A 12,893-nucleotide genomic window follows, 5' to 3' on the forward strand; every position below is an offset into this window, starting at 1 on the left:
CGGGGGCTTTGTCGTTTCAGCTCATGCGGTCCGAGTAAGAGCGGCTACAGCGAACTGGACTTCTTCGGAGAAGTAGGCTTCACTGGCAATGCGCAGGGGAACTCCTCCGAAGGAGTGCGCCCCGCCATGCCACGCCCAGACAGGAGCCACCGTGTCCAGCTCGAAACCCACAGCTCCGGAGAGGATGCTCCGCGCCCGGGAGGTCGCCGAACAGCTCCGGGTGCACGTGTCCACCGTCTACCGGCTGACCGAGTCGGGACGTCTCCGCGCGCACCAGATCGGCGAGGGTGCACGGCGCCGACGTGGTCTGCGCATCCCCGAGTCGGCCGTGGCGGACTTCCTCGACGACTCACGCGTCGCCTGAACAGAAAAGCCCTGGCCGGAGATAGCAGCTCCGGCCAGGGCCAGTGACCTGCCTCACCTCGGAGAAGACAAGGAGATCACTGTGCAGCGTACCGCCGCACCCACCCCGCAGGGCACCCCCACGCCCATCCCCGAGCCCCTCGCCCAGCGCATCCTCAACCGCATCGGCACCAGCACCAGCACCACCGCCCGCGCCCTCATCACCGGCATCGTCCGCATCGAAGCCCGCCGCTGGTGGCGCGACAACGCCACCGTGCCGCACATGCCCCCGCCCGAGGGAGGCGGCTACTGGGACGACCACGACCGCAGGCTCGACCAGCGCATCGCCGTCGCCCAGGCCGAGCAGGCCGCCGAGGCCGCCGTCCAGCCCCTCGTCGACCACCTCCACGCCACCCTCCCCGTTATCAACACCCGCGCCCAGTACCACACCGCCGTCCTCGACACCCTCACCACCCCGGCGGTGGCCGCATGAGCACCCAGCCCGTGACCCCGGAGCCCGAGCTCCCCGTTCCGCACGCGGCTTCCCCGTCCGGTATCCGCCGCCGCATCGCCACCCCGCCCCCCGGGGCCCTCGCCGAACAGCGGCACCTCCTCGACGAGCACGACACCGCGTTCGCCTCCCTCGCCCCCGGCCACCCCAACGGAGGCACCCGATGAGCGCTCTGTTCTGCGGCGACACCGCCGCCACCGACCTCGGCCGCCGACGCCGCGCCGCAGTCACGATCGCCGACCTCGCCGACGACCAAGCCGCCCACGAGCGCGCAACAATCCTCCACGCCTGGCTCGCCGCCCAGGGCAACCCGGCCGCCGAAATCCGCGCCATGGCCGCCGCCACCCAGTACGACGCCCAGCACCCCGACGACGACTCCCTCGCCGAGGAACTCGCCGCCACCACCGCCGGAGACGACGCGACGGAGGCGGCAGCATGAAGAACCTGTTCCGCCGCACCACCCCCGCGCCGGCCACCGAGCCCTGGCCCAACGGCGTCATCGCCCGCTACCTCACCCTCGCCAGCGCGACCGTGGACATCCACGACAACGAGACGGCGGCCTGCACCGGCTGCGGCAACGACCTCACCCTCGGCGCAGAAAGCGCACTCCGCGCCTGGGCCCAGACCCACGCCGAGAAATGCCGCGCCCTGCCCCGATGGGAGGTGGCCCCGTGATCGGCCGCCGCCGCACGCCGGAGCCGTGTGAGGCACTCGCCGCCGAAGAGCAGGCCCGAGGCGACAACACCGCCGCGTTCCTCGCCTCCATCACCGGCAACCCCGGCTACAGCCCCACCACCCTCGACGCCTACCGGGCCAGCATCCAGGACGCCTTCGGCAACGCCGCCGCCGCGACCGCCCAGCCTGCCGACGTGCCGCGCAAGAAGCGGTGGGGCCAGTGACCTTCGAATGCCCCGCGTGCGGGACCCGCACCGCGCACCCCGTCACCTGCGGCGGATGCGGCGCACCCCGCCCCCACTAGCCACCCCTCCCACCGCCGCCCGCCGGGCCCCACACCCACACCCGGCGGGCGGCCACCCCACCGCCCAGGAGACCGCCGTGCCCACCCACAAGATCAACGAATCCGCCGCCGGATACCACGCCGGCACCACCGTCTCCGTCCGCCCCCTGCGCACCCTGCCAGGCGGCCTGACCGAGGTCCAGGTCGAGGACTGCGGCACCGCCCTGCGGCAGGGCCAGACCCTCACCGTCCCCACCACCGAGATCCGCCCCTGGTGGTGGCGGCCGTGATCCCCACCGCAGAGCACCGCGCCGGCCAGGCGCTGCTGGACCGGCTCCACACCGCGCCCCTGTGGCGCCTGCTCCTCGCGGTCCCCGTCCTGCTGGTCCTGATCGCTCTCGCCTCCGCCGCTCTCGCCGTCGCCGTGTTCGGGCTCGTCGGCTGGCGGCTGCTGCTCTACGCCACGACCGAAACCACCCCCGCCACCGAACCGGCCGCCCGGGGGGCCCACACCCGCTACCGCACTGAGGAGGTGCCCGCCACATGACCACCATCACCGCCGCCAACGGCACCGCTCCCGCCCCCGCCTCCGAGCACCCGGCCCCCGGCACCGAGCCGTCCGAGGCCGAACTCGCCTCCTACACTCTCGCCGCCGCCCGGGCTGAGGCGATCCGACGCGAGGCCGAAGCCGCCGCCGAGGCCCAGCGGATCCGCGCGGAGGGAGAGGCCGAAGCCGCCCGCATCAAGGCTGCCGAGGAAGCCGAGCGGCAGCGCCTCGCGAACGAGCGCGCCGCGATGCGCCTGGAGAAGGAACGAGCCGACCACGAAGCCCGCATGGCGGAGGCCCGCGCCCGCAAGGCCGCAGCCGAAGCCGCCGCCGCCGAGCAGCGGCAGGCCGCCGAGAAGCAGGCCGCCGCCGAAGCCGCCGCCGCACAGAAGACCGAGAAGGCCGCCACCCGCTGGCGCCGCACCGCGATGGGCTTCTACGCCCTGTGCGCCGCCGTGGCACTGCCCGTGCAGATGGCCGCCTTCTACGACCCCTACCGCATGTACCTGCTGCTGGCCCCCGTGCTGATCGAGGTGAGCGCGCTCGTCGTCCTCATCGGCGCCGCCGCCGCGGTCACCGACCGGCGCCCGCACTGGCACTACCGGCTCATCGCCTGGGGCTGCGCCTTCGTCGCCGCCGGCATCAACTTCACCCACGGGCTGGAGGCGTTCGACACGGCGACCGCCGTCGGCACCGCGATCGCGTCGATCGCCGGGCCCGGCATCTGGGACCTGCATGAGCACGGCCGGATCCGGGCGCGGGACGGCAAGCTGTCCTGGACTCAGCGCCGCGCCGCCCGCACCGCGGCCAAGGCCGAGGCGAAGCGCCGCGCGGAGGAGAGCGCCCGCGCCGAGGCCGAGAAGCAGGCCGCCGAGGAGGCCGCCCGCGCCCGCGCCACCGAGCTCGCCGCGCAGCGGCAGGAGTCGTACCCCGAGGAGTGGAAGCGCGCCCTGGAGCTGGCCGCCGCCCTCGGCGAAACCGACGTCACCGACACCGTGTGGGCCCGCGCCTGGGACGACCTGCACGCCCTGCCGCCCGGGCAGACCGTGGACTCCATCCGGGGCCGGAACCAAGCCGCGCGCCGTGTCATCGCCGCCAAGTCCGAGGCCCCCGGAGAGACCCCGCGCAAGATCACGTCGGGGCAGGTCGCCACCCAAATGCCCACCCCCCGAACACGCGCACGCACCGGCCCCAAGCCCACCCCGCCCGTGCGGCGCCGCGGCGACACCCCCCGCTACTCCACCGGAGCCCGCCGCGCCGCCTCCATCACCGCCAAGCAGGCCACCCAGAAGGAAGACAAGTGACCGCCCCCGCCGGCCGCCGGCCGACCCTTCCCGTCATCGTCGTCCCCGCCGCCGCCGCGGCCGCCGGGACCGCCGCCTTCGGGCTCGTACCCGCCCTCGGCCTGCTCGCCGCCCTCGCCGCATCCGCAGCCCTCATCCTCGCCGGACTCGCCATCGCCGCGATCCCCGCCGCCGTCGCCCGCTTCCGCCGCTGACCCCGGAGCCACACCATGTCCCAGCCCGCCGAGATGCCCCAGGACGCCGAGGTGTACGACCTCACCACCCGCCTCCCGCACCCCACCGCCGGGACCGCGCCGGTCATCAAGGAGCCCGCCCCGCCCGCCCGCCGCGACATCCCCGCGGCACTGCGGGGAGCCGCCTACACCACCGCCGTCGGCACCGGCCACGCCCTCGGCACCGCCTGGGACTACCTCCGCGCCCGCGACGCCTCCTACGCCATCCACCTCGCCCACCAGGCCCTCGAAGACCTCCGCCGCCAGATCAACGCGGGCCAGATGGAGCCGGACGAAGGCCGCGCAGCAGTGCAGGAGCGCCGCACCGAGCTGGAACGCCTCCGCGCCGAACGCAAAGCCCTGCGCCGCGAACGCCTCCGCGAACCCGGCACCGTCACCTGCCTGTCCAGCGCCGCCTTCTACATCGGCCTGGCCGCCGGCGCGGTCGACGCGTTCGGCGCCCTCACCCTCGCCCCCTGGCTCACCATCCCGGCCCTCGCCGCCTGGCTCGCCGGACGCCGCGCCCTCACCCGCCGCAACACCCTCCCGCGGGTCGTGCCCGGCCAAGTCGTCAACACCCGCGACGAACCGCAGCACACCGCGATCGACGGGGACACCACCCGTACCGACGCAGACACAACGGCCTCTGACGACGCCCGTATCGTCGCCGCCCTCCGCGACATCAAACTCATCACCGACGCCCAGAGCATCCGGCCGATCGGCATCCCCCACCAGGACGAGCACGGCAACACCATCACCGAGTTCACCCTCCCGCCCGGCATCGTGTGCGAAACCCTCCAGCGCAAGGCCAAGCCCTTCGCCGGCGCCCTCGGCCTGTCCGCCGACCGCATCGACATCGCCCAAGGCGACGCCGAAGGCGACGTCCGGCTGTGGATCGCCACCCGGCCCCCCTTCTCCGGACCCGCCCCAGCCTCCCCCCTCACCACGGCCGACCGCTGGTCCGTATGGAACGGCGTCCCCTTCGCCACCACCCGCAAGGGCGAGCGCAAGACCCTCCAGCTCCTGTGGTCGTCGATGCTGTTCGGCGGCGCCCAGGGCTACGGCAAGACCACCGCCATGCGCCTGCCCGCCGCCGCAGGCGTCCTCGACCCCCACTGCCGCCCCCTGCTCGCCGACTTCAAGGGCGGCGCCGACTGGGAGGAGATGGAGCAGGTCGCCCACACCGCGATCATCGGCGCCGACCCCGACGCCATCGACGCCTTCATCGCCCTCATCGACGACCTCATCGACGAGATGGACCGCCGCTTCGCCGCGATCCGCGCCATGCCCAAGGCCAAGCGGCCCGACATGCGCATCACACCCGCCATGGCCCGCGAACACAACATGCCGACCATGCTGCTCCTCATCGACGAACTCCAGGAAGCCTTCGGCGCGATCGCCGCCCGGGGCGCCGACAAGGAGACCGGCACCCCGCCCGGGAAGAAGCAGCTGGAGCTGCTGGTGGAGAAACTTGCCCGGCTCATCCGCCGCGGCCGGGCCTGCGGCCTCATCGTCATCGCCTCCGGGCAGCGGCCCGACGCCGACAGCGTGCCCACCGCCTTCCGCGACGTCATCCTCACCCGCTACAGCGTGCACACCGTCGACGACACCAGCTCCGACATGATCCTCGGCTCCGGAGCGGCCCGGCAGGGCGTATCAGCCGCCGGGATCGGCCGGATCGGGGTCGGCGCCCTCATGGAGCCCTCCGGCGGTGAACTCGTCCAGCCCGACCTGATCACCCCGCAGCAGTTCGAGGCCATCTGCGCCCGCGGCCGGGAACTGCGGGCCGAGGCAGGCACCCTGACCGGCCACGCCGCCGGGCAGACCGGCGACCGGCCGGCCGGACTGCTGGGCCTGCTGCTGGCCGTGTTCGCCGCTGCCGGAGATCCGGAGTACCTGCGCACTCCCGACCTGCTGGCCGGGCTCACCGCCCGGGAGCCGGAGCCGTGGGCGGCCGTGGCCGCCGGGGACCCGCGGGCGGCTGGCCGGGAGCTGCGCGAGGCCCTCACCGCCGCCCTCCCGCCAGGCCGGACGCTGGCGCCGGTCGAGCGTTCCTGGGGCCGCGGCTACCTCCTCACCGACGTCCGCGCCGCCGCCGGGATTGCCACGAAATGATCCACGCGACGGGCACGCGACACCACGCGACGGTGCAGGTCAGCGACGCGACACCCCACGCGACACCCGGCGCGCCGACGCGACGCCATCGCATGACCAGAGCCCTGCATCGCATGCCCATCGCGTCCCTGACCAGCAGCGTCGCATCCCGCGCCGCCGCCCATCCCATGCCCAAACCCGTACAAACCGGAGGCCCGCCGATGAGCCAGCCCACGCCCTACGAGACCCCCGCCTACACCATCACCACCGCCCCCGACACCCCCGGCACAGCCCTGACACCCGCCTCCGGCCACGCCCCGGCCCTGGCGCCCGGCACCCAGGTCGTCACCCTCCCCACCGGCGAACACGCCCTCGCCCACCTCCACCCCGGGCCACCCGAACCCGCCCCGCCCCAGGCCGCCCAGCCCATCCCCGCCTGGGCCAAGGGCACCGCCCTCGTCACCGGCGCCGCAGGAGCCGGCATCGGAGCCGCATCCGCCGGCCTCTCCCTCCTCGTGCCCACCCTCACCAGCGCGGCCCCCGCCCTGGCGGCCCCCGCCCTGGCGGCTGCCGGCCTCGGTGTCGCCGCGGCCGGAGCCGGGATCGCCGCCGCAGCCCGAGCACTCCGCGCCCCCACCACCCCGACTGCTGACACCGGCCCCGACATCGCCGTCGCCACCGCCCACGGACGCGGCCCCCTCGGCCGCCGCATCACCGCAACCGCAACCGCCACCATCCGAAAGTAGGAGAACCGCCATGCCCACCGACTACCTGGCCCAGTACCGGCAGGCCATCACCGACGGCAACCACGACTTCGCCCGCACCATCCTCACCACAGCCGTCAGCGCCGCCCAGGCCGGAGCCATCGGCCCCCACCAGATCCGGGCCCTGGTCGAAGAAGCCAAGGCCAACCCCCCGAAGTGACCCCAGAGAGGAAACCAACCGCCATGGGATGGACCATCCCGCATATCGCCGGACGCACCAACCTCCGCCCCTACTCCTTCGTCGCCGACTCCCTGGACATCTTCCAGAAGTCGGCCCGCACCGACAGCGAGCGCGAAGCCCTGCGCGTACTGCGGGCCCCCATGACCCCGGGCCACCCCGACTTCAGCAACGGCTACCACCAGTACGACCCCGGCCAGGCCGCGCAAATCCGTGACGGACTCCGTAGCCTCCGCCTCGGGCTGTTCACCAGCAAGGACGTCAAGACCTTCCGGGACCAGCTCGCCGACGCCGCCGACAAGGCCGCCAAGTCGGGCCGCCCGTGGGAATGGGACTGACCGTGCTGTTCCGCGACCCCGACCGCCGCGCCGCCCGCCGCTTCGCCAAGACGGCGAAGATCGGCACCACCTACTACTACGCCGCCACCGTCCACCTCTACCCGCCCTTCGGGGACATGCGGCTCCTCGACACCATCGTCTTCGACCGCCGGCACATCCTCGACGGCACCCCCTCCCGGGGCGCCTTCTCCGCCGAGAGCTACTGGCTCACCTGCGGCCCGCTCTACGCCAACCGCAACGACCCCGCCATCCGCAACCTCAAGACCATCAAGGAGTGGGAAGCCGAAGCCGCCGCCCGCTCCGACGCCTACGCCCGCTCCGGAGCGCTCGACCGCGACCTCGCCAAACAACTCGCCGCCTACCGCACCAACCGCGACAAAGCCCTCGCCACCGCCGCCCACTGACCAGACGCCCAACCCCCGGCCCGCACCACACGGTGCGGGCCACCCGCACTGCGGAACAATGAGCACATGGAACCCCGCCTCTACGCCGCCGCCCGGACCGGCACGACGCCCGAGGAGATCACCCGGGCCGTCTGCCGAGAGCTGGCCGACTACCTGGACGAGGAGCACGCCCTGTATGCGGCCACGCTCACCTCCAGCCGCAACGGCGCCCGCGATCCCGGCCCGGGTGACCACGCACACCTCGGCGCCATCACCCAGGCTGCGGAACTGATGCGCCGCGTCGGAGACGAGAGGATGCCGTCATGAACCAGACCCCGCCACCCGACAACGCCGCCGCCATGGCAATGACCGCCTACACCCTCGGCCGCGCCCTCTACACCGCAGCCCTCCGCGGCGGCGTCTCGGAGACAGTCCGGGACCGGATGATGAAGCCACGCCCCGGGGACCTGGTCATCGAGGTCACCGCCTTCCACACCCAGCTCGACCCGGACGGCATCGGCCGACTGGTGAGTATCCAGGGAACGCCCGAGATGCCGGAGCGGTACGTCGTCGAACCGCTGCACCGGCCAGGCACCCAGCAGGGGTGGCGGAACGCGACGTTCGCGGCGGTGCCGGACCAGCCGAGTGCGGAACGGTGGGCCGAAGGAGGGGAGCCGTCATGAACCTCGACGAGATCATCCGCCGCACCAACCGAGACGGCCAGCACACCGTGCACGACTACCGGACCCAAACCCTCGGCCACGCCTGCACCGTCAACCGGCGCATCCACGACGGCCACTACAACGTCACCGGCTTCGGCCCCATCCTCGGCCCACGCCCCAGCATCGGCGACTACGTCATCATGCCAGGCAGCACCGGCGGCCTGTTCTGCGGCAGGATCGAAACCCTGGACCTGCGCATGAACCCCGACGACATGTGGTTCGCCACCATCAGCAAGCAGCCCGACCCGCCCTGGATGAAGGACCCCGAATGACCGACACCCTGATCGAGTTCTTCCATGACCGCGCCCGACCCTGACAAGGACCTGGACGCCTGGATCAGCGAGCACCTCGCCCGGCCCGAGGTCGCCGCCCGAATGCACGACGAGCTCCTCGCCACCCTCCATGCCGACCGGAACCAGCCCCCCGAACCGCCCCCGGCCACCACGATGCCCATGCCGGAGTTCCCCCGCTTCGGCGTGGCCCGGTACCGGTGCCCGCGCGGCTGCGGATGGTCGCACGACGAACCCACCGACCCCGGTCCGTCCGCGCTGATCCCCCCGGCCGACCCCCGGGAACTGGGCGCGATGCTCACGCTGAACGCGGAGGCGCGTAGCCTGGCGTACCAGGCCCGGGTGGAGGCGGCCATCGCCCGGCACTACGCCGAAACACACCCCGGAGCCAGCCCATGACCGACGATCCGACCGCCGCTCTGATCGCCTTCATCCGCGGCCGCCTCGACGAACGAGAGCAGCGCGCCCAGCGCCAGCGCCGTGTACGGGACTTCTACCGCGAGCCGTGCCCCCGCTGCGGGCGCCCCGCCGATGGCTTCGGCAGCGCCATCGACGAGGGCGCCGCCGCCCGGATCACCCACCAGGGCGACCCGCTCGGGTGCGCGCTCACCGCCGAGGAGTGGGCCGCGTTCGGTGACGGCGGACCCACCCCGGAGGCCACCGCGCAACTGCGGGAGACCGAGGTCGACCGAAGCCTGCTCCAGGAGTACCAGAACCTGCTGAGCGCCCAGCAAGAGAACGCCCGCGAGACCGCAGAACAAGGCGAACACGACACCCTCCGCGGCGAGGCCGACTACATCGCCGCCGGCCTCCGCGTACTGGAGCGATGGGCGTGGCGCAAGGCCGCCATCTGGGCAGACCACCCTGACTACCAGCCCGCAGCGGACACCACAATCCCCGAGAGTTGACGCCCTCACCTGCGCCAACGTATCGTGACGTTGAATCGGCAGACTCGCGCCTAGGGCCACCCCCACCGGGTGGCCCTTCGTCGTTCCCGGGGAGGTGACCATGCCCCCCATCCTCATCGACATCAAAGCCGCCGCATGGCAAGCCGGCAGACCCGAATCCACCATCCGCTGGTGGGCCCACACCGGCCGCATCACCACCCACCGCCTCGGACCCGGCCGCGGCCAAGTCCGCTACGACGCCGACGAAATCCCCATCGCCGTCCGCGACGAACACAACGCCGACGTCATCCTCGTGCCATGCAAGCCGCCCCCACTCCCGGAACGGCAGCCCGCCGCTGCCTGAACCCCGCGCCCCCATCCCCTCGGGGCGCGGCCGGTGCCCTTGGCCCTCCCCACGCCGGGCACCAGCTCCCCGCCCCCAGGGGTGGCGGCGGGGAGCACAACCCTCTCTCCCGCTGCCCGGCGATGGGGCAGAGAGCCTCCCTGGGGCCGTGTTCGAGCCCATGCGCGCGCAGCGACCGGGCAGCGGGCACCAGCCCATGGCTCCGACGACCGATGGACACCACAGGCACCAACCGATCAAGACCCCGCGTCGGGCGACCGACACGGAACACACCATCCGGCAGGGTGGGCGGGAGACGGTGGGGCGCCCGAAACCGAGGGCGCCCCACCGTCACAGAACAGCAACACCCCCCACACCACGACACCCAGTTCGGCATCGTGGGGCGGCATGACACACCCGCAACAGCCCACCCCGCCCGGACAGTGGAAACCCGCACCGCCACCCCGGAAGAACCGCTGGCCCCTCATCATCGGCCTCGGCATCTTCCTCGCCTTCGCAGCCTTCGGCGGCATCCTCGAACTCACCGGCAACAGCGACGACGACACGTCCGCCGGCCAAGACACCACCGAGACCCCGCCGAAAGACGTCCCCGACTACACCGTCGTAAGCAAAGAGACCGAGGGCAACCAGCGCACCATCATCATCGAGGTCAACCACACCAAGAACCTCGACCTCATCTTCGAAGACGCCATCGCCGACCTCACCGACAACGCCGGCTACATCGTCCAACTCAACTGCACCACCGGAGCAACCGAACACGTCGACAACCGCCTCGCCAACGGCTGGTACGCCATCGGCAACATCGGCAGGGCAACCACCGGCCTGGACGACGGCGAGACAAAGTTCGAGATCAACGACGGCCGGAGTTGCCCCGCGACGTAACCCCCGGGGAGGTGGTGGCCGTGGGCACCTGGCAAGAAGGCCCCACCTCCCGCAGGACCCACCCCAGACCCCAGGGATGGAAGACCCTCCGGCAGGAGATCCTCAACCGCGACCAGCACCGCTGCACCTGGATCGACGACGGCCAGCGCTGCACCGCCCGCGGCACCGACGTCGACCACATCGGCAACCCCAACGACCACACCCCGGACAACCTCCGCACCCTCTGCGGCCCCCACCACCGCCGCCGAACAGCCCTCCAAGCCAGAGCCGCACGCGGAGAAACACCCCCGCGGAAACGCCCCCGCGACCCCCACCCAGGGCTGCTCACCACCGAGACAAGGCTCGACCGCATGCGGCGCGAAGCAGCGAAGCGTTACGAGCCGCCGTTCTGACCTGCATGCATGCCGCACAGGGGTGGGGGGTGACCCACCCCTCCCCCCACGCGGGCCCACGGTGCGGCATAGCCGGTCGCGGTGGGTACGGGTCTCCCACCTGGGGCGATGTCGGAGGGTGATTGACCTTCTGCGGCGCTCACGGATGGTGGTGCAGGTCGGTGGCTCTACTCGTAACGCGTCATGGGGTAGACTGGGGGCATGCAGGTTACGGAGCGTGCGGGTTGCCGGAGGTGCGGAGGTCCGCTGCCGGTGGCCGGGCGCGGTCCGGTGCCGGTGTTCTGCTCGGGGGCGTGCCGTCAGGCGGCGTACCGGGAGTGGAAAGCGGCTGAGGCGCTGCCGCAGGAGTTGACCGCGCGGCGCCGGTGGGTGCGGCGGGACGAGAGCAAGCGTCCGGTGCGTGCGGACAACGGGCGGCCGGCGTCGGTGACGAATCCGTTCGACCGCACGACGTTCCCGAAGGCGTCCCGCTCGCGGCACGGTGTCGGGCTGGGGTTCGTGCTGGACGCGGGTGACGGTCTGGTGTGTGTGGACCTGGACCATGCCCTCGGCACCGACGGGCGGCCGCTGCCGTGGGCGCGGGAGATCCTGGACCGCTGCCCGCCGACGTTCGTTGAGGTGTCGCCGTCAGGGACGGGCCTGCACATCTGGGGGCGTGGCCGTGTGCGGCAGGGGCGGCGTATCCGCCGCGCGGACGGGGCGGGGATCGAGGTGTACGGGGACGGACGCTATATCGCGGTCGGGCGCCGGTTCGGTCGGGCGCCGCTGCGCGTGGCCGACCTGACGGAACTGGTGGCCGAGCTGACGGAGTGAGGCTTCCGGCGGGTGCTGCCCGTCGGGTTGTTGATTGAGGAGGGCCGCCCACGGCGGCCCTTTGTCGTGTAGGCGCCCGCCGTTGATCCCGGCGGGTAGGAAGCCCCGGTGGTCTCCAGGCACCGGGGCTTCCGCATTCCCTGGAGGCTCCATGTCCTGGAAGTGCAGAAATGACAGACGCTTCACCACGCTGCGGCACTACGCCGTGGTCTCCCTCGAGGGTGACGTCCCCAAGGTCTTGGGATGCGTCGAGTGCGACTGGGGAGACCTTGTGGACGGAGGCCTGGAGGAAGACACAACCCCGGGGGAAGCTCTGCCCCGGCATCGGCCAGACCGATGCACTGCTCCTACTCAGTATGGCGCCCGGTGCCAGGCTCAGGCGTGGTCGAACGGCAGATGCCACCGCCATGACCGCGATTTCTGGGAGAGGGCATACAGGGGTTTCCGGTCTCCATGGAGCGCAATCTCGATGCCGGAGGCGTATCGCGAGGTATTCATCCGGGCAATCAGGGATGCCGGGCTCGTCGCTGACGAGCAGCAGGTGACCCGAGAGACTTTTGAGTCGGCGAGGAGCCGCCGTCACGGTTCGGTGGTCTACTTCGTGGAGCGCGAGGGGTTCATCAAGATCGGCACAACTAGGGATCTCCGGGGGCGGTTGGCGGCATTGGAGCAGGGCGGCGTGCTGATGCCCGACGGCGTGCCGCCGGGGCCGGTCACACTGCTCGCCACCACCCTGGGAGACCGGGACGTGGAATCTGGCTATCACACCCGCTTCCGTCGTCAACGCGTGAAAGGCGAGTGGTTTCGCCCCAGCAAGGCGCTGCGCCACCTCATCGAAGACCTCCAGCGGGCTGAGCAGCAAGGGCGCCCAGACGTACTGGACGAGGCATTGGCTGCGATGGCATAGGGGGT

General features: G+C 72.3%; 25 protein-coding genes. All 25 read left to right on the forward strand.

The genetic code is table 11. The features are described from left to right. Positions 1–151 precede the first annotated feature (151 nt). The 25 genes from BM242_RS18120 (at position 152) to BM242_RS29525 (ending at position 12,888) form a co-directional block, all read left to right on the forward strand. Positions 152–364 carry a helix-turn-helix domain-containing protein gene (locus tag BM242_RS18120; RefSeq protein WP_245834255.1) on the forward strand — a complete coding sequence of 71 codons (213 nt, stop codon included), beginning with the start codon at positions 152–154 and terminating at the stop codon, positions 362–364. Positions 365–445: 81 nt separating this feature from the next. Further along, positions 446–835, forward strand: a complete 390-nt coding sequence (locus BM242_RS18125) for a hypothetical protein (protein WP_093839919.1) — start codon at positions 446–448, stop codon at positions 833–835. Beyond that, entirely contained in the window at positions 832–1,020 is a 189-nt protein-coding gene (locus BM242_RS18130) for a hypothetical protein (RefSeq protein ID WP_093839920.1), read from the forward strand. The genes BM242_RS18125 and BM242_RS18130 overlap by 4 nt, the downstream gene beginning before the upstream one ends. After that, positions 1,017–1,292: a hypothetical protein gene (locus BM242_RS18135; RefSeq protein WP_093839921.1), complete on the forward strand. Its 276-nt coding sequence runs from the start codon at positions 1,017–1,019 to the stop codon at positions 1,290–1,292. The genes BM242_RS18130 and BM242_RS18135 overlap by 4 nt, the downstream gene beginning before the upstream one ends. After that, entirely contained in the window at positions 1,289–1,528 is a 240-nt protein-coding gene (locus BM242_RS18140) for a hypothetical protein (RefSeq protein ID WP_093839922.1), read from the forward strand. Before BM242_RS18135 ends, BM242_RS18140 begins: the two co-directional genes overlap by 4 nt. Next, positions 1,525–1,752: a hypothetical protein gene (locus tag BM242_RS18145; protein ID WP_093839923.1), complete on the forward strand. Its 228-nt coding sequence runs from the start codon at positions 1,525–1,527 to the stop codon at positions 1,750–1,752. Before BM242_RS18140 ends, BM242_RS18145 begins: the two co-directional genes overlap by 4 nt. Positions 1,753–1,909: 157 nt before the next feature. Beyond that, on the forward strand, positions 1,910–2,101 hold the full coding sequence (locus tag BM242_RS18150) for a hypothetical protein (RefSeq protein WP_093839924.1): 192 nt from the start codon (positions 1,910–1,912) through the stop codon (positions 2,099–2,101). Continuing rightward, positions 2,098–2,358, forward strand: coding sequence for a hypothetical protein (locus BM242_RS29515; protein WP_175541467.1), 261 nt, complete (start codon positions 2,098–2,100; stop codon positions 2,356–2,358). The genes BM242_RS18150 and BM242_RS29515 overlap by 4 nt, the downstream gene beginning before the upstream one ends. Continuing rightward, entirely contained in the window at positions 2,355–3,662 is a 1,308-nt protein-coding gene (locus tag BM242_RS18160) for a hypothetical protein (protein WP_093839926.1), read from the forward strand. The genes BM242_RS29515 and BM242_RS18160 overlap by 4 nt, the downstream gene beginning before the upstream one ends. Continuing rightward, entirely contained in the window at positions 3,659–3,856 is a 198-nt protein-coding gene (locus tag BM242_RS18165; RefSeq protein WP_093839927.1) for a hypothetical protein, read from the forward strand. The genes BM242_RS18160 and BM242_RS18165 overlap by 4 nt, the downstream gene beginning before the upstream one ends. Positions 3,857–3,871: 15 nt before the next feature. Further along, positions 3,872–5,989: a P-loop NTPase family protein gene (locus BM242_RS18170; protein WP_093839928.1), complete on the forward strand. Its 2,118-nt coding sequence runs from the start codon at positions 3,872–3,874 to the stop codon at positions 5,987–5,989. 200 nt (positions 5,990–6,189) lie between these two features. Next, a complete protein-coding gene (locus BM242_RS18175; RefSeq protein ID WP_093839929.1) occupies positions 6,190–6,714 on the forward strand; it encodes a hypothetical protein in 525 nt (174 codons plus the stop codon). A 10-nt stretch (positions 6,715–6,724) separates the two neighbouring features. Beyond that, entirely contained in the window at positions 6,725–6,892 is a 168-nt protein-coding gene (locus BM242_RS29520; RefSeq protein ID WP_175541476.1) for a hypothetical protein, read from the forward strand. A 23-nt stretch (positions 6,893–6,915) separates the two neighbouring features. Further along, the gene (locus BM242_RS18180; protein WP_093839930.1) at positions 6,916–7,248 is read left to right on the forward strand and encodes a DUF7739 domain-containing protein; all 333 of its coding nucleotides are present in this window, start codon (positions 6,916–6,918) and stop codon (positions 7,246–7,248) included. Next, positions 7,239–7,652 (forward strand): hypothetical protein, encoded by a 414-nt coding sequence (locus BM242_RS18185; RefSeq protein WP_093839931.1) that lies wholly within the window; start codon positions 7,239–7,241, stop codon positions 7,650–7,652. The genes BM242_RS18180 and BM242_RS18185 overlap by 10 nt, the downstream gene beginning before the upstream one ends. A 66-nt stretch (positions 7,653–7,718) precedes the next feature. After that, complete coding sequence (locus BM242_RS18190; protein ID WP_093839932.1) at positions 7,719–7,958, forward strand: hypothetical protein; 240 nt, start codon at positions 7,719–7,721, stop codon at positions 7,956–7,958. Next, complete coding sequence (locus tag BM242_RS18195; RefSeq protein ID WP_093839933.1) at positions 7,955–8,314, forward strand: hypothetical protein; 360 nt, start codon at positions 7,955–7,957, stop codon at positions 8,312–8,314. Before BM242_RS18190 ends, BM242_RS18195 begins: the two co-directional genes overlap by 4 nt. Beyond that, positions 8,311–8,625: a hypothetical protein gene (locus tag BM242_RS18200; RefSeq protein WP_093839934.1), complete on the forward strand. Its 315-nt coding sequence runs from the start codon at positions 8,311–8,313 to the stop codon at positions 8,623–8,625. Before BM242_RS18195 ends, BM242_RS18200 begins: the two co-directional genes overlap by 4 nt. 24 nt (positions 8,626–8,649) lie before the next feature. Beyond that, complete coding sequence (locus BM242_RS18205) at positions 8,650–9,042, forward strand: hypothetical protein (protein ID WP_093839935.1); 393 nt, start codon at positions 8,650–8,652, stop codon at positions 9,040–9,042. Next, positions 9,039–9,551 (forward strand): DUF6221 family protein, encoded by a 513-nt coding sequence (locus BM242_RS18210; RefSeq protein ID WP_093839936.1) that lies wholly within the window; start codon positions 9,039–9,041, stop codon positions 9,549–9,551. The genes BM242_RS18205 and BM242_RS18210 overlap by 4 nt, the downstream gene beginning before the upstream one ends. 100 nt (positions 9,552–9,651) lie before the next feature. After that, complete coding sequence (locus BM242_RS18215; protein ID WP_093839937.1) at positions 9,652–9,894, forward strand: hypothetical protein; 243 nt, start codon at positions 9,652–9,654, stop codon at positions 9,892–9,894. A gap of 387 nt (positions 9,895–10,281) precedes the next feature. Beyond that, positions 10,282–10,776, forward strand: coding sequence for a hypothetical protein (locus BM242_RS18220; protein ID WP_093839938.1), 495 nt, complete (start codon positions 10,282–10,284; stop codon positions 10,774–10,776). A gap of 20 nt (positions 10,777–10,796) precedes the next feature. Further along, positions 10,797–11,168 carry an HNH endonuclease gene (locus tag BM242_RS28950; RefSeq protein WP_139238360.1) on the forward strand — a complete coding sequence of 124 codons (372 nt, stop codon included), beginning with the start codon at positions 10,797–10,799 and terminating at the stop codon, positions 11,166–11,168. A gap of 252 nt (positions 11,169–11,420) precedes the next feature. After that, positions 11,421–11,981 (forward strand): DNA primase, encoded by a 561-nt coding sequence (locus BM242_RS18225; protein WP_139238361.1) that lies wholly within the window; start codon positions 11,421–11,423, stop codon positions 11,979–11,981. A 469-nt stretch (positions 11,982–12,450) separates the two neighbouring features. After that, on the forward strand, positions 12,451–12,888 hold the full coding sequence (locus tag BM242_RS29525) for a GIY-YIG nuclease family protein (protein ID WP_093839940.1): 438 nt from the start codon (positions 12,451–12,453) through the stop codon (positions 12,886–12,888). Positions 12,889–12,893 lie beyond the last annotated feature (5 nt).

The sequence above is a fragment of the Streptomyces aidingensis genome (assembly GCF_900112355.1).
Lineage (GTDB): Bacteria > Actinomycetota > Actinomycetes > Streptomycetales > Streptomycetaceae > Streptomyces > Streptomyces aidingensis.